This is a genomic window from Asaia sp. A2, from assembly GCF_057319415.1.
Map to the genome: position 1 here is coordinate 55,762 of NZ_JBXWTO010000010.1, position 18,344 is coordinate 74,105.

Sequence of the window (18,344 nt, forward strand, 5' to 3'; positions counted from 1 at the left end):
CCCTAATACTTTTATAGTTTGCAGCTAAATTTTGATCTCGGGCTATAATAGCCCTTGTATTTCAGGGACCGGATATAGACCCCGATAAGAAATGGATCGTTTTTTGCCATCATTCTCAGATAGAATATTCCGGCGACCCAGAGCAGCGCCGAAACGAGAAAAGCGACGACATTAAGAGAAGAAACGGAAAGCCCTACTGTAACAATTATAAGCAGGAGAACCGGCTTTCTTTCTCCACCCATAAGCAAGTTCGGGCGATGAAGCGCCCGATACATTGGCGTAAAACGCAACATTCAAAATACCGCACCAGCAGAGAATATCGTGCTGTAAACGGACGTAGCGAGAGCGATCAATGAGATAACGAGAACAAGGAAAACAAGACGCCTCGTTACTTCGCTAATCTCACCGCCCCAGACCAATGTTGCACCGGCAGCGCCAATAGCAATGATGGAAATGCAATAGGCGACAGGGCCGCTCATCGAATTCGTCACAGTCTGCAATGGCGTCTCCCATGGAAGGCTACCGCCGCCGCTCGATGCCGCATATGCCTGCCCGCAGAGAAGCGCAGGCATAGCGAACAACATGAGCGCCTTCTTGCCGACTGGCGCGATTTTGCCTGCGTCAATGGTTTTGTTTGCGAATTTCATTTCAGTTGCTTTCTTTTTTGTGGAGAGAACGGATCTGGTATTGCCCATTTACGAAGCCATCAACCGAGATTATCCCGGTTATTGCCCGACCTCTTTGGGTTCTTTGAATGTTAACCAGCAACCCGACAGCATCCGCAATCAACGGTTGCATTGGAGCGGTAACAGACTCCAAAACAAGTTGTTCCAGGCGCAAGAGGCCGCTCAGCCGCCCCTCTTTTGCGTGTATGGTCGCAAATCCTCCCGGATGGCCTGTAGTCCATGCTTTCAGGAGAGAGTGCGCAGCCGCGTCCCTAACCTCACCGGCATCGATTGCGTCTGGGCGAAGCCGCATCGTCGCCCGCAGCAAACCCAGCATATCAACGAGTGTGCTGGTACGCAGCATGACACAGTTCTCAGCCGGACGTTTCAGTTCGGGGGTATCTTCCATAACCACACGCCGCCGATTTGGAAAAACGGTTGCTGCGTGAGCAAGGAGTGTGTTCAGGAGGGTAGTCTTACCGCTTCCAGTACCACCCGAAACCAAAATGTTATCTGACTTTAATATGTGCTCACAGATGGTATCACGGTCCCACTCTGACATAACGCCGCTGGTAACGTATTCATCGAACGTCACTATTTTAGAGCAATGTCGTCTGATGCTGAAGACCGGAGCCTTTACAATTGGCGGCACTAAGCCCTCAAATCGGCTTGTCCCGTCGAGGGGCATTATAGTTTCGAGGATTGGTGTCTTCTCATCGATGCATAATCCCCAGAATGACGCCACTGCCGACATGGCAGTTACCGCCTTACTGGCTGGGAGCTTGCCTACGCGCTCCATGGGTTGTCCAAGCCGTTCAACCCATAGCTCGCCGTCATCATTGAGCATGATTTCTGTTACATCGCTTTGGTAGAGCAGCGTGCAAACTGTTTCATCAAAGCCACGACGCATCATCTCAAAAAGCCGTTCAGCTTTTACGTTGGCTGTCGTCAGTTCGGATAATGCAGCGGTCATGTCTCCATGTTACTGCATTTGATAACGTGAGAAAATCGTTTTTCGTTGCGCGCAGCAATCTTTTTTAACGGTGAATTTAATGGTGGATTTACGATTCGGATTCTGGGTTATCCGGTCCAGGTCGCGAATCCACCCCATCGGATTTGCGAGGTTTGAGCATTTGATAGAGGGGGATTCGTAATGCTTGAGCGATCTGGGATGCCTTATTGAGCGTGATACCGTTCATGCCCCTCTCGACACGCGACAAAAATGCAACTGAGCTACCCGTGATATAGGCTAACTGCCGTAGGCTAATCCCTTCTTTGTTCCTCGCTTCGCGTACATTTTTAGCAAAAGTCCGGGCATCAACGCTTTGAGTTGTCGTTTTCCCGACAGGCTTTTCACTGCTTGGCATTGCAAGCCGGGGCCTCGGTTTGTCCGGTAAAGCACATTGGTCGTGTTATCCTATTGATCATCAGGCGATTTCAGACCAAATTCAGCCAAATGCGCAAGACGCATGTTTAACAAACTTGTAAGGAAACTTGATTATGTGACGGAATTAACTAAGGATTGACGGAATAACGAAAGGAGTTCCCAAAGTCCGACCCCACAAAACGAAAAAGGCCGCCCGTTTCCGAGCGACCCCTAACGTTTAGTTCTGACTATCCGCCACAAGGGCGGGAAAAACAGTTTCTCGCAGAACTCTTTTCCCCCAAATACAGGCGGTTTGCAAGCACCTTTTTTGGTGGATGGGAGAGCTTTACCTAGTGGGCACAAAAACAGGCGGTTCCTGCATCAATAATGGAACCCAATATGATAACGAACCACGTTTCAGAATCGAATCGGCCCACAGGCCGTAGGCATGTTCCGCACGCTTTGCTGACAGCCATGGTCACAGAGCGCGAGGCACAAACTTTGCCGTCAATCAGCAAGACACGCATCCTTTGTGCTTTGGACGGCATATCTGGGGTGCTCGGCATCTCGCTTGCCGCTGCCCAAACTTTGATTGATCTGGTCAGACTCATACACAAGGATATCTGGGCAACCGGCCAGCGTCCTATAATCGCTCCGTCAAACGATCATCTGGCGTCATGTGCGCAACGAAACATCCGATCCATACAACGTCGCATCAAAGAGCTGATCGAGCATGGTCTAATTATCCCATGGGACGCATCTGACGGTAAGCGGTTAGGCCGCAAGGACGGCTATGGTTTTGACCTTTCGCCACTCGTCCGAAAAATATCCGAAATCGAAGCGCTCAAGGCAGCAGAGAGGGCCAGGTATCGCGAGGGACTGGCGCTCAGAGGCCAGATATCAGCAGCACGCCGTAAATGCCTCGCTCTCACCGACCTTTTGATATCGCAAGGTCATCCTGCCGGCGAACGCCTTGAGGCCGAAATCAAGGCTATTGCCTCAGCTAGGAACAGACACGAACTCGATAGCTCCATACTCCTACCCATTGTTGAGAAACTTGAAGCTAAGTGGGCTGACCTACTCACCATATCCGCAGCATTTCAAGCTGTGGATATGACGCCCGAGGATGACACCGACGACGCCCAGCAGAGAACAGAAAGAAGAACTTTAGTCTCTATCGAGACTACAAAATCAGATTGTAATGTTGCCCCCACGGCAGAGGAAAAGAAGGGCACACACGTCGCAAAAACGATCTCTGTGATTGGGGATTTTCCTCTCACACCCAAAATGGCAACACGAATAGCACCAGCATTTGGTTTGTTTGGCGCCAAAGAAAATTGGCGTGCCCTAATCGATAGCGCACCGTCAGTCGCAGGAGCCTTAGGAATTGGCAAGTGGGCATGGCTAAGGGGATGCAATGAGGTAGGGGCCTTGAATGCCTTGGCAGTCCTTATTGCGGTCTGTGGCCGGTTTGATCGGGGATCAGTTCAGAATCCCGGCGGTCTTTTCGTCAGGCTTGTCGATCTGCATTGTGCTGGCAAGCTGCGCTTGGACAGAACTTTCTTCGCATTACTCCAACACGACGAAAGCAGTGGCTCGTAGAGTCACTACGATGTATCGATTGCCTTAGGCTTGTGTTGGCGACGAGCTTAACGCACCCGTTCGGTGCGTAGTTCGGTGCGTAGTTCGGTGCGTAGTTCGGTGCGTAGTTCGGTGCGTAGTTCGGTGCGTCCCCATATACCTTAACATGTGGGTTGATGAGTGCGCGTTTCTATGTGCATAGCCGCACCCTTAGTCGCACCGTCTAAAATACATAAACTGACAGGTTAGAAGGTGCTTAGTGAAGCATCTTTTCGAATGCTCAATATGGTGTTCATGTTATTGCGATTGTGAGTGCCATAGTGTGTGCGTTCTGGGATGCTTATGTGAGAATGTTTTATCATGCGCTTTTCCGTGCTTTCTAATGCACTATAGTTTGCATCGTGAGAATTTTTATGCGATAGATTGCATATAAAAACGCACGCGACGAAGCATCATTAATGGTGCGTTCGGTGGTGCATAACTCAACCAGTGGGTGTGACGTGGATACTCCGAAGATCGTAGTTGTTTCGGCCCAAAAAGGCGGCGTTGGGAAAAGTACGCTGGCAGTTAACCTCGCAATCGCGGCAGAGATTGCGGGATGCGGGCCAGTCGGTTGGTACGACGCCGATCCTCAACAAAGCCTCACGAACCTATACCACGACCGAGATGCCCCCACCCCGTTATTGGCTATCGGTGGGCCGGATGAGCTGGCAGGAAAGCTCGCTGTCATGGGGGAGAATGGGATAAAGCTAATCATTATTGATACCCCGCCAAGTCTGCCTGCGTGGCTGCCAAAAGTTCTCGGAATGGCGGATTTTGTGCTTATTCCCACCCAAGACGGACTTGCAGACGTGCAGGCGGTCGGAAGAACTGTCGAGATAGTCAAAGAGTTAGACAAGCCATTTGGCTTCGCTCTGACGCTTGTGAAAAACGGCACTCGGCAGGCTGCCCAAGCAGCGATGTTCCTCAGCAAATACGGGCCATTAATCGGCACAGTAGCGCACAGAATGGCCTACAAAACAGCGTGGGGGCAATCGCTAGGTGTAGTCGAGCTGACGCCAAGAAACGAGGCCGCAGCCGAAGAAATAAATGGAATCTGGGATCACATTGGTAAAGCTATCGGCCTGATCGCGCCGAAGAAAAAGGGGAAAGCAGTTGTCTAATTCAAAGAAATCCCAGAACCCATTCGATAAAATCCCAGGATTTGCGCAGAAAGGTGAGAGAGCTGCCCCGGCCCCGGCCCCTAAGGATGAGATCGGTCAGGAGCTGCCCGCCAAAGAACCAACGGTCCAGGGCGTATCAGCGAAAACCCAACCGACCGGGGGATTTGTTGTTCCCACGGTAAGTAAGGCTTCTCAGAAATCACACGCAATCAATGTGGTATTTCCTGAAGATATTTGGGTAGAGGTGGAAAAGTGGTTTGACCAGCATCCCGGTCATACAGTTAGGAGTATGCTTTTTTGCGGCTTAAAGGCTATTGGCGTTGAGGTAGATGAAAGTCATCTGACGCCAAAGGTGGCGCGATCCTATAAGAAACGTGCAAAAAAAAGAGATTGATCTGATGCAAGTCTATGCCCGTCCTGCGGGCATAGACAGTAAAACAAGACTTATGACACGATCTTATTTGTCAACTCGTTATCCGATGTGTTCCCCTAAGAGAGAAGGCTCAAGCTATGCCTGAGCCTTCAGTCTTTTGTCAGTCGATAGCTGAGAAGATGGTTTCAGATTCGGGGTGAGTGTCCGCGAAGGCGCGTAGCTGATGATAGCGGTCGCTCAACAGTTCAGCGGAGAATGGATTGGCCATGCTCATAAGCGACAATGCAAACAGTGTGCAAATGATGCCGACAGCGACTGGAGAGACCGCTGAAGATTGGAATCCGTTACTTGGAATAGAAATGGATACGGCGTCTTCGTCCATTTCGGGGTACATGAATCCGCCCCCATTGGGGAGTTCGATGAATACCCAGAAGCCTCCTTTATATTCATCGCAAAAACGGGAGGCCATTCCGAAAACAGCCGATTCACCTTCAAGGAAACGGCGAGGCCCGAAAAGCATAGGTGTAAAACGCGAGCGGTTCTCGTCGGATACTTTTTGGAGTTCTAGGTTATTGTCAGTCATATTTTCTCTCATTGTGGCTTGTTAGCGGTTGTTTGCCGACAATACCCGCTAACAAGGTCATATTATTATTAGAGATTCGTTTAGTCAATAGAGGTAAATACCTCTTATTCAATAATTTTTTTGTAGAATTCTTGGGCACCTTCTGGTGTGCCTTTGTAGAGCTGTCTTCCGGCAGGACTTCGCCAACAAGGCCAAAAGTCTCTTCGGCTGTCGGGTGGCAAAGCCTCCACAGCGCGTCTTATCTTGCGCCACGCCTTCGCTCTTTGAGCCCTGCTATAAGCCTGCTCAGGGCTCCACAGGGCTGATCTTTTTTGGGGGCGGTGGATCGTATCCGAAAAGAGGGGTACGGGCTCTGAGGGCTGTTTTGCGGGCTTATTGGCTGGTTGTGGGGTGAGCCATCTCAGATCGTCGGGGTTGGAGGTTTTGATGCCGAGTGGCCATCTTAGAAAACGCAACGGCGCTTACTCCTTCGGTACGAGGCGGAGTAACCCGCCTCGCGCTAGTCGTCAGATCAAATCGATAATGATGGTGGCCAAAGTCATGAGTGAGGCGAACGCAACACCTTCAGCAAGGAACTTGGCAATTCCCTTTACAAGAGAATGCTCATCATGAATATGATTGATGGATTTGAAGGACATTATTATCTCCATTGTGGTTTATTGTCTGGTGTTTGCCGACACCTCTAGACAACATGGAGATAGTATATTTAACTCATACGATAGTCAATAGCAGTCTATATGGATATTTTACTTTTTTCTTCTTTTTCTATTGCTTCGACCCTTCTTGCCGCTTCTGCCGGTAGCCAGACCGTCACTTTGACCCAGCCGTTAGGCACTGAGACGCTTGCTTGTTCTAGCCGACGAATGATGGCCGACACTCTCTGTTTCGTAAGGCCGAAGCTGGTTGCTACTTCCTTCTGAGATTGACCTTGGACCAGGACAAGGCGGCCGATTTCGATGCTCGTGGGATCTAGCTTGGATAGAAACCTCACGGCGCTATCAAACTCTGTAGGGGTCATGTTGGGCTTCCAGTGGGGGTTGATGGGCCTAAAGCCATTTAGAGAGCAAGACGCGTAGCCGCAGTATCGATGACGATACCTATTCCCCGTCATTATGGTCAATAGTCGTCAATATATGAAATGACCCCGAGACCGGCAAGCCTCGGGGTCGGTTTCGTCAACCACAACGAAGTTGATCCCTCAAAAAGAGATCGGGAGTCTTTTTAGTACGAGCCAGACAGGTAGGAAATCAAAATCTTGGATTTGTTCATGTCGGAGCTTGTTCGCTATGTTTGCGGAGCATCAGACGAACTTTCCTCTTCTGTCTCATCTTCCGGCCAATCAATAATCATCCGCACACTATGAACGCCGCAAATGGGTGCTCCCTTGCGGGCATGGGTCGCGGTGAGCCGAACGATATAGTCACAACTCTCTTTCGCCTCGCCCTCAGTAATGCCGGGACAATATGCTTTGAGCATATGGGTTTTCTTTTTTGCGCGGGGAGCCGTCTCACGGAAACCGATATCGAGTGTGGCATGAGGCAACGGACCCAGAGATTCTATCAAGAGGCTGAGCTTGTCATTCAGAGCGGTTCCCGGCATGGCCTCACGCATCTTGCCGACAAGCCCTATCTTGATTGCGGCTTCTCGAAAAACTGGACCGTGCCCGCTCCCCAGGGGGATGCAGGCATGAACCAATTCATGGACCAATATGCCAAGCACCGTCAGAGGTTCGGCCTGATCAGGACGAATAAAGATTTCATTGTGCTGGTCAGCAGACGCGACGGAGGCCCAGCACTCACCCACACAGGTACTTTTGCTGCCCTTGCTCGGAAATCCTATGGCTGCTCGGATCGAGACCGGCAAAGGAAAGCCGCACGCCTGAAAATGGGGCCGCAATGCAGAGATTGCGGCCTGAAGCCATTCTTCGCGTAATGCGAAGACGTTGGTAGGTGTCTTGCTCATAGGTGTGTGCCTATGATCAGACCTACGAAAATTCCGCCTGTCAGGAGCGATGCAAAGGCACCCCACCAAGCCCATTTGGCCGATCTGCCAGCTTGCTGAATAAGCGTTTCCTGAGCTGTTGCGAGCTGCTTGGCTGAATCATTTTGAGCGGTGGTCTCTGCCCGAATTTTTGTCACGCTCTGCTCAACGGCTTCTTTCAAATTCGCGACGCTATGTTCAGCAATATGGGTGGCTGCGGTATTGATGATCTGTTCGGCAATCAGCTTTGAGTCATCTATCTGCTTTGCCAAGAGAGGCGTGAGCGCCGCCACATACCGCTGTGCTGTACGCTCTGCCATCAAATCCATGAGTGTAGCGACAGCTAATATCGGGTCACTATCGGACAGACGCAGAGAGTGTTTTTCGCGGATCGCTCGCTTTACCTCTTCCAGATCGAGCGGCGGCAGGCTGGCCGAATTCTGGGAGGCAGTCATATCAGCCAATACCTTCCATTCCAGTGCTGATCGCGCTGAAAATCGTCTCCTTAATCTTCATGAGACGTGATCGTTCCATAGCATAGAATTCGGAAGAGCTATTTGCCTCTTCGAAAGTAAGTTTCTTGGAAAGCATTGTTGAAAATACTGTTCTCGATGCGGGGCTAAGCTCTGATATTTCGATCATACCAGAAATGACACTCTTATATTCCTTATAAAATCCGCAGTCCTCGAATCTTGTTCCTGTACTTTCTTCGAACGAGCCTTGACGTTCATTGATCCACAATACCGCCGTCACATTCTCGATACCGGGAAGTGCATCAAGGATTGTAGCGCAGCCGCTCAGTGTCATTTCGAGTTCGGGGCCGGTCGCGATGACCAGGTGCAGCGTAGGCGTGCAGCCGGTTTCAGCAAGCATTGTGAGGCTGTCGTCACCAAGGAGATGCTGGGCCATTGGCTTGAACGACGCTGCGCCATTATCGATGACGTATGTTGCGGGTTGTTCTGCAATGTCGGAAAGCATCTTGTCCAAGGCCCGATGATCTGTGCTGCTTTCGCCCTCTTTGTAGAGAGGGACGATTTCGGCGTTCAAACCTTCAATGGCTTCAAGAGAACTGTTGACCGGATCGGTATCGAAGCAGCGGACGATTACGCCGGTTGTTTTCAGGTATTGCGCGAGCAGGCTGGACACCAGCGTTTTGCCAACGCCTCCCTTGCCCTGAAGCACGAAATGAGCCGCGTTACTGGGGCGTGGCTTCTCAGTCTTTGTTGAGCCAGCGGCTGACTTTTTCGCTGTCTGGCTTTGAACTGAATTCGAGGGGGCCTCTGTTTCGTGGGTGTCGGTCATTTGTGGGTGCCTTCATGTTGGTGTCTGAGGGAGGGCTTGAGGATGGTAGCTCAGGGGATGGATTGGGCGAGAAATAGACCTTTAGCCAATGATAGAACTGCTTCCTGCTACATGGAATTCTGTCGTGGTATTTCTCGAAAATCTCTTTTCCCGTGAGCCGATTATCGTAATCCGCTTTTATTTCGTCCCTTAAAGCGTGGAATCTTTTCCTCGTTTCGCCCCATTGGCCTTTGGTCATATCTCGATACGCCTTCCAAACACTCTATCATCGGAGTGCTTTAAAGCACACCGTTTATTATCATATATGACAACAAAATCTACTTGGGTTGGTTTTTTCTTTTCGGACGACTCAACCCCTGAGCCGACGCTCTATCTTGGTGAATCTCGGTGAATCTCGGTGAATCTCGGTGATACTCGGTGAATCTCGGTAACGGAACCCCCAAACCGCAATATCCTTGCATCATTCACCGAGATTCACCAAAATTCACTTGGCGTCAGAAGGCAAGATAGGCTGCCCGGTACCGGGCAGCAGCTTATTCGCCTGCGGCTCAACGCATTAGGGGGACGATGATATGTCTGAGAAATCTGCCGTCAGGGCTGAGCGGCGGAGAAAGGACAGTGGGCCTCGGTCTGCAAAGGCCCCATTGAAAGTCAGGGTCACGGAGGAAGAGCGATTAGCAATCGAGAAGACAGCCCGAGCTGTTCGACTGCCTGTATCAGCCTATATGCGGAAGATAGCTCTCGGCTATCAGCCACCTAGCCTGCTCGATCAGGAAGCCATTATCGAAGCCTTCCGCATCCGGGGCGACCTTGGCCGCATGGGCGGTCTTTTCAAGCTCTGGCTGGTGGAAGAGCCAGGGCAGGCCGTATCCGAAGATGAGGTTCGGGCTGCGCTCGACAGAACGCTTGAGCTGCAAAGCGAGCTGGCCTCGTTGATTGATCTCATGCGCGAGAAAGTGACGGTGCATCGTGATCGCTAAGGGTGTTAGCCGCAAGACGAAGGATAGCTTTGCTCGGCTCGGCAAATACGTAGGTAATGAGGCCAAGCAGAGCGCCGCAGTCGAGGGCTGGGGGCGTCTGGCTTCTTATGCCGCAGATAGCGGCCATGATGGCGCCAAGGTCGCGAATGATGGTGTCCGTTTCACGAATATGCCCGGTGTTACCACTATGGCCGATGCCATATTGCTCGTGGAGGCAACACAAGGCAGCGCCCTCCCGTCAAAGGCGGATCGAAATTATCATCTGGTGATATCCTTTCCGCCTGGGGAGAGGCCGCAGAAAGAGCAGTTGCAGGATGTCGAGGATGCTCTGGTCAAGGCCATAGGTCTCGAAGATCATCAGCGGCTATCAGCAATACACGACGATCAGGACCACCTGCATATCCATGTGGCCATCAATAAGGTTCATCCAGATAGCCGCAGGGTCATCACGCCGCGTCGTGATTTTCCAAAACTCATGGCTGCGTGTGCCCGTCTGGAAGAGAAACACAACCTCACTCGGACACATGCCCCAAAAGTCACGATGCCGGACGGTACGGTTGTTCGTGGTGGTGCTGCCGACAAGGAGGCTCACGGAGGCGAAAAGAGCCTGTTGCGCTGGGTGCGCGACAACGCCAAGGACGCATTGATCAATGCTGCGAGCTGGCATGAGATTCATGAGGCGGCTGACCAGTTCGATCTACTGATCAAAAAACACGGGGCGGGCTTGGTAGTCTGCACTAAAAGCAACCCGGCGCTGGCTATCAAAGCCTCAGACATAGACCGCACGCTGTCTGTCAAGCGTTTGCAGGATCGTCTTGGCGCATACCTTCCACCGGAGAATATCGAGCTGGTGAATGATACTGAAGTGCCTGCGCCTCACGTCGATGACGCCGATAGCCAGACGGTGCAGGCGGGAGAGGGGGCGGGTGCTGCCGAAGATGGCCCTGACCGTGTTAAGCCCGCCAGTCCCAAGAAAAAGTATGGGCCTGAGCCGATTAAGCGCAGTCCCGAGGCGGAAGCATTATGGGCGGCTTATCTGGTCGAGAAAGAAGAGGCCCCGCGCCGTAGAGAGGAAGCGTTAAAGGATATTCGGGATCGCCATGAGGCCGTTCGGGCATCTGCCCAAGGGGATTTGCGCGGGCACCGTGAAAATGCGCGGATGCGGCACTACACGCCTCAAGAAAAGCAAGCGCGGATCAATGCAGAGAAAGAGAGAATTCGCCAATCCAAGGAGGATGCTGCACGCGAGCGAGATGAAGTCAGGAAAGCCAACAAGACCCCGAATTGGTATGACTATCTCATAAGCGAGGTCGAAGAAGGGAATGCAGAAGCCCTAAAAATACTCAGGCAGATCGAAAAAAGAAGGGATACTTTCGCTCGTAATTTGCTGCGTGCCGAGGACTGGTCGGCTGGGAAGGATATCGTTCTCAAGAACGTACAAAAATACGTCAGAAAAGACGGGGTGATTGTCTATCAAACCGAAGATGGCGGGAAAGTCGATGACCGGGCGAAGGAGATTACAGTCAACGAGCTAAGCGCCGGTTCAGCAGCCTTGGCCCTTGTCTTGGCATCCGAGCGTTTTGATCGACCGTTGAAGGTGGATGGCACAGAAGAATTCAAGGACGCGCTTGCTCAGGCGGCGTCAGTGCCAGGAGCGACGATACGGTTTGCTGATGCAGATATGGAGGCGAGGCGGGTCGCAGCGGTAGCGCGAAGAGAGGCGGACGAGCAGCGTTTCTCACAGACGGCGACTTATCTTGTGGTCCCACCAAGCGAGCGAAACGAGGCGAAAGAGCGCGGCGCGCGATGGGACGCGGCTATCAAAAGGTGGTTCGTTCCTCCGCGTATCAACCTTGAGCCTTTCGCGGCTTGGAACCTCGCAGAGAAAGGTGCGGACCCAGCCGGACCCGGAATTACACTTATCGTTCCCAAAGAGCATCGCGATTTCGTGCGTGATTCTGGGGCTCAATTTGATGCTGCCACAAAGACATGGGTTGTCCCTGCTGGTGTCGATCCTGAGGCGATGGGTTTGGCTCAATACGTGGATGGGAATGGGCGGTTCTCCAATCAGAAGGTTCTCTTGGATGTTCCATACGCCGAACGGGACGAGGCGAAAGAGCGCGGTGCGCGATGGGATGCCGTATCAAAGTCTTGGTATGTGCCTCCTAGAGTGGATCAGGCCCCTTTCGCCAAATGGCTCGGGAGCCAGAACGATGAAGACGACCCACTGAGAAAATTCATTTCGGAACGAAATTCTATCAACAGATCAAGTTATCCGATAAAGCAACACAGAACGCTTGCAGATGGTGAGACGATCAAGGGGAGCTTTGTTGAGATGGCAGTAATGTCAAATCGTCAGACCGTCATGCTGGTTGAGACAGACACGGAGATCGTCGCAGCGCCGGTCAACGCTGCGCAGATGAAAGACCCGGCTTCAGCGCAGCCGGGAGATATGATCGAGCTGAAAAAAGATATTGCGAAGACTGTTAGAAGTGGACAACGCAGATGAGCCAAACTGTGATTCCCGCAATGCAGCGAGGGAAGCCCGCGAAGCCTAAGAAAGCTGGTCTTCGACAATTGCTTTTTTTGACTGCTATGGGTTTGGGCGTCATAGCGATCAACGGGGCCGCCACGCATTATGTGGCAGGTCGGTTTGGACGAGACCCGTCCTATCTTGGCCTGCCAAGCGCGGGTGGGTTCTATACGCCTTTATCGTGGCTCGGCTGGCAGTTGCGATTGGGTGTGTATGATAAGGCTCACTTTTACATGCTCGATTGGTGCGTGTTCGGGGGCGTGGCCTTCACACTCATAATAGGGCTAGGTGCGATGATGAGTGCCGGACGCCGTAAAGCTGCGCCGGTAGAGGGATTGCACGGCACGGCAAGGTTTTCTGAAACAGAAGCTGAAATCAGCGCAGCCGGATTGCTATTGCCTGACGCAGCGGCAAGCAATGCTGTCACAGTTGGCGGCTGGACTGATCCAGCAGGCCGCCTGCGATACCTCAGACATGAGGGGCCTGAGCACGTTATGGTTGTGGCTCCTACCAGATCGGGCAAAGGCGTAGGTTTGATTGTGCCTACGTTGCTATCTTGGACGAGATCAGCAGTCGTTCATGATATCAAAGGCGAATTATGGGCGATGACTTCTGGTTGGCGTCAGAAACATGCAGGTAATATTGTTCTAAGATTTGACCCTGCGAGCCCTGATGGTTCGTGCGGATATAACATACTATCTGAAGTGAGATTGAATACGCCATATGAGGTCGGGGATATCCAGAACCTCGTCACTATTATTGTTGATCCTGACGGGAAAGGTATCGAGGGAGATCATTGGGCATCAAGCGCGCACAGTCTTCTGGTCGGCCTCATATTGTATCGTTCCAGGCTGGCTTTTTCGGAAGGTCAGCCAGCGCCGTCTTTGTTCGATATAGGCTGGTCGCTTTCTGATCCAACAAAAAAGGATCGTGATCTATGGGATGAAATGCTTGCCTATCGTCTTCCCGAGACCAATGAGATTGATCCTGTAATCGGCCAGACCGCGAGAGACATGATCGGTCTGATTGAACGGGGAGAGGAAGAATATACTTCCGTTATGTCCACAACGAAAAGGTTTCTCAATATATACAGAGACCCCATCATAAGGAAGAATATAAGCTCTAGTGATTTTAAAGTATGGGATATTGTAAATAGCGATAACCCGGTAACTTTGTATTTCGTTATCCGTCCATCTGACAAGGAAAGACTTAGGCCGCTTGTTCGTCTGATGATGAATCAAATCATGCGTGTCTTGACTCGTGATCCTTTGACTTTCGATGGCAATAATCAGCCTATTAGGCCGCACAAACATAGGTTATTGATGATGATGGATGAATTTCCGTCATTCAAGAAGTTGGAAGTATTTGAGGAAAGTATGGCGTTCGTCGCTGGGTACGGCATAAAATGTTATGTTGTTATTCAGGACTTCAACCAGTTGTGGAAAGAATACACAGACAACGAGGCGATAACCTCGAATTGTCATGTGCGGGTTGTTTATGCACCCAACCGTCAAGAAACTGCGGACGAGATCAGTGCGATGACCGGCACCATGACGGTAACGGCTGAAGACATATCGGAGAGCGGCAAGCAGTTTGGCATGACAGATAGCGTAAGTCGGTCATACCAGAACGTATCTCGACCGCTTATGACGCCGCACGAGGTATCTACAATGAAATCACCCAAGAAAGACTCCCGTGATATGATTGTCGAAGCCGGGGATATGCTTGTTTTCGTTGCGGGCCACAATGTTATCTACGGGACTCAGCCTCTGTATTTTCAAGATGCAACATTTCTCGCCCGCGCAAAGGTGTCGCCGCCTCAGGCGACGGATCGTATCCTATCTTCCCAGATAGCGCCAAGAGCAAGTCAGCAAGCTCCGGCCCTGCCAAGTGCCTACCGAGTGCCGGTATGATCGGGCCGCTTCTCGCCGCCTGTGCAGCTTTTGTGGCACCATCCACCCTAGACGCTGTGATTGGCGTTGAGAGTGGTGGCAATGAACTCGCAATACACGACAATAGCGGGGAAAATCCTCCGTCACCACGCGATGTATCTGACGCAATAAAGACGGTCGAACGTCTTATATCTGCTGGGCATAGTGTCGATATTGGACTGATGCAGGTCAATAGCCGAAATTTACACGCGTTGGGTATGTCTGTTTCTCAGGCATTCAGACCTTGCGACAATATACACGCAGGCGCGTCTATCCTCGCATCTGGTTTTGCGAGAGCCTTACGGGCAGGGCATCAAGGCCAAGACGCCCTACAGGTCGCCCTTTCATACTACAATACAGGATCGCCTTTGGCGGGCTTCGAAAATGGCTATGTGGCGCGGTATTATATCAAGGTGAATCCGCATGAAATCCGGCGCTGGGCCGGACCCTCCGGCCAGTTCAAAAAAACGACAAGCCCCTATCAAATCGAGACGGAGATTGGGATTCCAGAGGACTACTTCAGGCAGGTTTCATCCATAAGGTAGTCAGAGATTGCTTGTACTTAGTTATCCGAAATAGCAAAATGGCGTGTCTTAAATAGGAGGCCAACATGGTTCCGCGTATCACCCAAAACATTGACGATATCTCGATACCGGGCGCAGTCGCTCAAGTCAGCCAGGCGGAAGCAACCCAGCAAGGCGCATTTACAGAAGACGCCCTATCGCTCGAAGAGGTCCAGGCAGCGAACATCGATCTCGTGGGAGAGATCGACAATGAAGAATGATGCAGACTATGCGCAGAAGATTGCAGACGCGATCATAACGCAGCTCAAGAAGGGCACCGCACCGTGGCAAAAGCCGTGGGATGGCCGAGGCTTTTTACCATACAACCCGATATCTGGCGTGACATACAAGGGAAGTAACACGCTCTACTTGCTCGCTCAGCAGGAGAACAAGGGTTACAGCGACAATCGTTGGATGACTTACGATCAAGCGTCCGGCGTTGATGCCCAGGTCCGCAAGGGAGAGAAGGGTACACAGCTTCGGTACTGGCAGTGGACGCAAGAGAGGAAGGTTCTCGACGCTCAAGGACGACCTGTGAAGGATGCGGAAGGAAAGGAAGTACGCCAAGTTGTGAAGCTGGACTATCCGTTGGTACGAGCTTTTACGGTATTCAATGCCAGTCAGATTGAAGGGCTGCCTGCATCTTTGACACGGGCGGTAAATAACGAGTGGGAATTACACGAAAGAGCTGAAGGAATCCTTTCCAATTCGGGCGCTGTTATAAAGCACAAACTTGGAAATGCGGCGTATTATAGCCCCAAGCTGGATGCAATCGTTCTGCCGGAAAAGAGCCAGTTTGCAGAGCAAGATTTATATTATGGCGTGGCATTGCACGAGTTAGGGCACTGGACGGGCCATGAAGACCGGCTCGCTCGTGATTTGAGCAATCCGTTTGGGTCGCCGGGATATGCGCGAGAAGAGCTGAGAGCGGAGATCGCAAGCCTTATTTTGGCGGATGAGCTGGGGATACGCTACGATCCAGATCAAAATGTTGCTTATATCGGCAGTTGGATCAAGGCGCTTGAGGAAGACCCGACAGAGATTTTACGCGCATCCGCTGACGCGCAGAAAATCGGAGCATATATCATGCAGTTCGATCCTTTGCGCCAAAAGCAGCAGCAACAGCAGAACGTCAACGCCGCCCAGGAATTTCAGGACAGGATGGCGGAGGGCAGGAGCCTTAGTTTCGATGAGCAAGCGTATGACGACGCTCTGAAACTCATGACCGACCGTATTCTGGGGAAGGATGCAGGTTGGACGGCCTCACAGATTGAAACGGAAGCAAAAATGCTTGGATCGATCTGGACTGCTGAAGAAATCACGCCTGCCGTTGCCAGTGTCATGCTTTCCAACGCACAGAAAGTCGGAAACTGGACCGAGGCTCTTGGGACCGAGTTCGGCTTCGATCAAGCAACGCTTGATGCCGCAGCATTGTTGCGAGGCGGTGATTACCACCAAGGCATAATGCTTGCCGAGAAGGGGCAGGCGGAGGCTGAATTTGCATCGGTGATCTATGACGCACTGAAGTCAACAGCCAGCAGCGAAAGACCGGCTTGGTTCGTCCCTCAGGCCGAACGTCTGAACCCGATCGCACGGAATGCGATGCAGGGAGAGAAACCTTGGTCTCACCTAATCGACACGCTTGCAATTGATGCACTGAGCAGAAATCCCGTAATCCCCGAGCAACCTACTGAGGTGGCCGATATGGGTGTGGCCGATGAAGACACTCCTATCGTGGTGCCTTTCGAAGAAAAAGATCACGCCAAGGCGCAGGGAGCCAAGTGGAACAAGGCCGAGAAGACTTGGTACGTGCCCGAAGGTTCCGCACTCGGCCCATTTGCCCGGTGGCTCCCAGCGCAGGGCGAGAAAGTAGCGCAAAGCCTCGCGCAAGCGTCTGACGAGCGCGTTTATCTTTCTGTGCCATGGGAGGATCGTAACGCCGCCAAGGCCCAGGGTGCCAAATGGGATAAGAACGCCAAATCGTGGTACGTCCCAACCGGAGCCGATGCAGCTCCTTTCGCGCAATGGATGCGCGGGCAGGTAACGGATAGCTCAATAGCTCCTGAAGACGAGTTTGCTGAAGCCTTGAAGGTCGCGGGATTTAGGCTGGATGCGGCACCGAAGATGGATGGTGCATTGCATCGAGTGCCGGTCGAGGGTGATACGGGGAGGGAGCGCAGCGGAGCCTATCGAGCTTATACGGATGGCCGACCGGCTGGGTGGTACGAGAACCATAAGACCGGCGAGAAGCAGAATTGGAAGGCATCGGCCAAGTCTTCTATAACCGAGGCGGAGCGCCGCGAACTCATCGCCAATGCTGCACGTAGCAGAGAAATTCGCGAAAAGGCCGAAGCCCAAAAGCATCAACAGGCAGCGGGAATAGCGGCGGCCTTGTTATCTGTTGCCACTCCGGCATCGGCAGACCATCCCTACCTTGTCTCCAAAGGCGTCAAGCCACATGGCTTGCTACAAGCGACGGCGGCAACCGTGGCAGTCGCAGACAGCCACCTTGGCGCGAAAAACCACAGCATTCGGGAGGGTGATCTTTTGCTACCGATGCAGCGTCGAGATGGCGAAGTGAGATCGGTGCAGGTGATCAAGGAAGACGGCTGGAAAGGCTTCCTCCCAGGAGGCCAGGTTAATGGTCTTTACGCCATGATTGGAGACCATCAGGCGAGCAAACAAGGGCGTCCTCAATGGATCGCCGAAGGCTATGCTACCGCAGTTTCTGTGCATGATGCCACGAGCGATCCTGTGGCTGTTGCGTTTAACGCATCCAATCTCGTTGCCGTCGCAAAGGAACTGCGTGAGCAGAATCCAGATGCCGCGCTCTATATTGCGGGTGACGACGATAGACATTTGCCTCTGAAAAATCCGCCACGTCCCAATGTCGGGCAGATAAAGGCAGAGGAAGCAGCGAAGCAGTCTAATGGGCTTGCAATCCTTCCAACTTTTGGCTCGGCTCAGGAAGGAATTGATTGGAACGACGTGGCTCAGAAAGAGGGATTGCAGGGTCTGGTGCGCGAGCTGGATGAGAGCGTGGCACGTGCAGAGGCCCGCGCTGCGCGTGAGCGGCACGACCATGGAAATAACTTGGCGTCAACAATATCCAAGAGTGAGGAACAAAGCGCTGTGGTTCAAGATGCGATCACGGCGTTTCGAGACATAAAGGGAATTTCGACTAACGTTCCGCACAATCCTATGGATGCAGGTCAAAAGGTGGCGCAGCAGAGTGCCAACACTGCATCTGTAAGGGAGATGGGGAATAGTCAGAAGATAGGAAGAAGGATATCGAGATAAAGCAAAAACCCCGCCGAGAGGCGG

At 52.1% G+C, this 18,344-nt stretch carries 19 protein-coding genes; 9 read left to right on the plus strand and 10 right to left on the minus strand.

All coding sequences use genetic code 11. The annotated features are described in order from the left end of the window. Positions 1-11: 11 nt before the first annotated feature. From trbD to ACWNRM_RS10080, 4 genes are all read right to left on the minus strand, one after another. Positions 12-293 carry a conjugal transfer protein TrbD gene (gene trbD, locus ACWNRM_RS10065; RefSeq protein ID WP_485170666.1) on the minus strand — a complete coding sequence of 94 codons (282 nt, stop codon included), beginning with the start codon at positions 291-293 and terminating at the stop codon, positions 12-14. Further along, entirely contained in the window at positions 294-647 is a 354-nt protein-coding gene (locus tag ACWNRM_RS10070; protein WP_485170665.1) for a TrbC/VirB2 family protein, read from the minus strand. Position 648: 1 nt separating this feature from the next. Beyond that, complete coding sequence (gene trbB, locus ACWNRM_RS10075; protein WP_485170664.1) at positions 649-1,638, minus strand: P-type conjugative transfer ATPase TrbB; 990 nt, start codon at positions 1,636-1,638, stop codon at positions 649-651. 88 nt (positions 1,639-1,726) lie between these two features. After that, positions 1,727-2,032, minus strand: a complete 306-nt coding sequence (locus tag ACWNRM_RS10080) for a helix-turn-helix domain-containing protein (RefSeq protein ID WP_485170663.1) — start codon at positions 2,030-2,032, stop codon at positions 1,727-1,729. Positions 2,033-2,430: 398 nt separating this feature from the next. Here ACWNRM_RS10080 and repC point away from each other — a divergent pair, with 398 nt between their 5' ends. From repC to ACWNRM_RS10095, 3 genes are all read left to right on the plus strand, one after another. After that, the gene (gene repC, locus ACWNRM_RS10085) at positions 2,431-3,633 is read left to right on the plus strand and encodes a plasmid replication protein RepC (protein ID WP_485172204.1); all 1,203 of its coding nucleotides are present in this window, start codon (positions 2,431-2,433) and stop codon (positions 3,631-3,633) included. 479 nt (positions 3,634-4,112) lie between these two features. Further along, positions 4,113-4,775, plus strand: a complete 663-nt coding sequence (locus ACWNRM_RS10090) for an AAA family ATPase (protein WP_485170661.1) — start codon at positions 4,113-4,115, stop codon at positions 4,773-4,775. Then, the gene (locus tag ACWNRM_RS10095; protein WP_485170660.1) at positions 4,768-5,169 is read left to right on the plus strand and encodes a hypothetical protein; all 402 of its coding nucleotides are present in this window, start codon (positions 4,768-4,770) and stop codon (positions 5,167-5,169) included. The genes ACWNRM_RS10090 and ACWNRM_RS10095 overlap by 8 nt, the downstream gene beginning before the upstream one ends. A gap of 139 nt (positions 5,170-5,308) precedes the next feature. Here ACWNRM_RS10095 and ACWNRM_RS10100 read toward each other — a convergent pair whose 3' ends face one another. From ACWNRM_RS10100 to ACWNRM_RS10125, 6 genes are all read right to left on the minus strand, one after another. Further along, positions 5,309-5,731 (minus strand): antirestriction protein, encoded by a 423-nt coding sequence (locus tag ACWNRM_RS10100; protein WP_485170659.1) that lies wholly within the window; start codon positions 5,729-5,731, stop codon positions 5,309-5,311. A 506-nt stretch (positions 5,732-6,237) separates the two neighbouring features. Beyond that, positions 6,238-6,369 carry a hypothetical protein gene (locus ACWNRM_RS10105; protein ID WP_485170658.1) on the minus strand — a complete coding sequence of 44 codons (132 nt, stop codon included), beginning with the start codon at positions 6,367-6,369 and terminating at the stop codon, positions 6,238-6,240. Positions 6,370-6,464: 95 nt separating this feature from the next. Further along, positions 6,465-6,749 (minus strand): TrfB-related DNA-binding protein, encoded by a 285-nt coding sequence (locus tag ACWNRM_RS10110; protein WP_485170657.1) that lies wholly within the window; start codon positions 6,747-6,749, stop codon positions 6,465-6,467. Between the two features lie 266 nt (positions 6,750-7,015). After that, positions 7,016-7,594, minus strand: a complete 579-nt coding sequence (locus ACWNRM_RS10115; RefSeq protein WP_485172205.1) for a hypothetical protein — start codon at positions 7,592-7,594, stop codon at positions 7,016-7,018. A gap of 95 nt (positions 7,595-7,689) precedes the next feature. Further along, positions 7,690-8,166, minus strand: a complete 477-nt coding sequence (locus tag ACWNRM_RS10120) for a hypothetical protein (RefSeq protein WP_485170655.1) — start codon at positions 8,164-8,166, stop codon at positions 7,690-7,692. A 1-nt stretch (position 8,167) separates the two neighbouring features. Then, positions 8,168-9,013, minus strand: coding sequence for a nucleotide-binding protein (locus tag ACWNRM_RS10125; RefSeq protein ID WP_485170654.1), 846 nt, complete (start codon positions 9,011-9,013; stop codon positions 8,168-8,170). A gap of 572 nt (positions 9,014-9,585) precedes the next feature. Here ACWNRM_RS10125 and ACWNRM_RS10130 point away from each other — a divergent pair. The 6 genes from ACWNRM_RS10130 to ACWNRM_RS10155 all read left to right on the plus strand — a co-directional run bounded on the left by ACWNRM_RS10130 (position 9,586) and on the right by ACWNRM_RS10155 (position 18,320). Continuing rightward, on the plus strand, positions 9,586-9,993 hold the full coding sequence (locus tag ACWNRM_RS10130; RefSeq protein WP_485170653.1) for a plasmid mobilization protein: 408 nt from the start codon (positions 9,586-9,588) through the stop codon (positions 9,991-9,993). Continuing rightward, positions 9,983-12,502: a TraI/MobA(P) family conjugative relaxase gene (traI, locus tag ACWNRM_RS10135; protein ID WP_485170652.1), complete on the plus strand. Its 2,520-nt coding sequence runs from the start codon at positions 9,983-9,985 to the stop codon at positions 12,500-12,502. Before ACWNRM_RS10130 ends, traI begins: the two co-directional genes overlap by 11 nt. Beyond that, complete coding sequence (locus ACWNRM_RS10140) at positions 12,499-14,439, plus strand: type IV secretory system conjugative DNA transfer family protein (RefSeq protein ID WP_485170651.1); 1,941 nt, start codon at positions 12,499-12,501, stop codon at positions 14,437-14,439. The genes traI and ACWNRM_RS10140 overlap by 4 nt, the downstream gene beginning before the upstream one ends. After that, positions 14,436-15,002, plus strand: coding sequence for a lytic transglycosylase domain-containing protein (locus tag ACWNRM_RS10145; protein WP_485170650.1), 567 nt, complete (start codon positions 14,436-14,438; stop codon positions 15,000-15,002). Before ACWNRM_RS10140 ends, ACWNRM_RS10145 begins: the two co-directional genes overlap by 4 nt. Before the next feature lie 65 nt (positions 15,003-15,067). Continuing rightward, positions 15,068-15,241, plus strand: coding sequence for a hypothetical protein (locus ACWNRM_RS10150; protein WP_485170649.1), 174 nt, complete (start codon positions 15,068-15,070; stop codon positions 15,239-15,241). Next, a complete protein-coding gene (locus ACWNRM_RS10155; RefSeq protein WP_485170648.1) occupies positions 15,231-18,320 on the plus strand; it encodes a zincin-like metallopeptidase domain-containing protein in 3,090 nt (1,029 codons plus the stop codon). The genes ACWNRM_RS10150 and ACWNRM_RS10155 overlap by 11 nt, the downstream gene beginning before the upstream one ends. The last annotated feature ends 24 nt before the right edge of the window (positions 18,321-18,344 follow it).

Excerpts from the sequence above, each read along its gene's own strand:
- trbD (WP_485170666.1), bottom strand. The coding sequence starts at position 293 with ATGTTGCGTTTTACGCCAATGTATCGGGCGCTTCATCGCCCGAACTTG.
- ACWNRM_RS10070 (WP_485170665.1), bottom strand. The coding sequence starts at position 647 with ATGAAATTCGCAAACAAAACCATTGACGCAGGCAAAATCGCGCCAGTC.
- trbB (WP_485170664.1), bottom strand. The coding sequence starts at position 1,638 with ATGACCGCTGCATTATCCGAACTGACGACAGCCAACGTAAAAGCTGAA.
- ACWNRM_RS10080 (WP_485170663.1), bottom strand. The coding sequence starts at position 2,032 with ATGCCAAGCAGTGAAAAGCCTGTCGGGAAAACGACAACTCAAAGCGTT.
- repC (WP_485172204.1), top strand. The coding sequence starts at position 2,431 with ATGATAACGAACCACGTTTCAGAATCGAATCGGCCCACAGGCCGTAGG.
- ACWNRM_RS10100 (WP_485170659.1), bottom strand. The coding sequence starts at position 5,731 with ATGACTGACAATAACCTAGAACTCCAAAAAGTATCCGACGAGAACCGC.
- ACWNRM_RS10105 (WP_485170658.1), bottom strand. The coding sequence starts at position 6,369 with ATGTCCTTCAAATCCATCAATCATATTCATGATGAGCATTCTCTTGTA.
- ACWNRM_RS10110 (WP_485170657.1), bottom strand. The coding sequence starts at position 6,749 with ATGACCCCTACAGAGTTTGATAGCGCCGTGAGGTTTCTATCCAAGCTA.
- ACWNRM_RS10120 (WP_485170655.1), bottom strand. The coding sequence starts at position 8,166 with ATGACTGCCTCCCAGAATTCGGCCAGCCTGCCGCCGCTCGATCTGGAA.
- ACWNRM_RS10125 (WP_485170654.1), bottom strand. The coding sequence starts at position 9,013 with ATGACCGACACCCACGAAACAGAGGCCCCCTCGAATTCAGTTCAAAGC.
- ACWNRM_RS10130 (WP_485170653.1), top strand. The coding sequence starts at position 9,586 with ATGTCTGAGAAATCTGCCGTCAGGGCTGAGCGGCGGAGAAAGGACAGT.
- ACWNRM_RS10140 (WP_485170651.1), top strand. The coding sequence starts at position 12,499 with ATGAGCCAAACTGTGATTCCCGCAATGCAGCGAGGGAAGCCCGCGAAG.
- ACWNRM_RS10145 (WP_485170650.1), top strand. The coding sequence starts at position 14,436 with ATGATCGGGCCGCTTCTCGCCGCCTGTGCAGCTTTTGTGGCACCATCC.
- ACWNRM_RS10150 (WP_485170649.1), top strand. The coding sequence starts at position 15,068 with ATGGTTCCGCGTATCACCCAAAACATTGACGATATCTCGATACCGGGC.
- ACWNRM_RS10155 (WP_485170648.1), top strand. The coding sequence starts at position 15,231 with ATGAAGAATGATGCAGACTATGCGCAGAAGATTGCAGACGCGATCATA.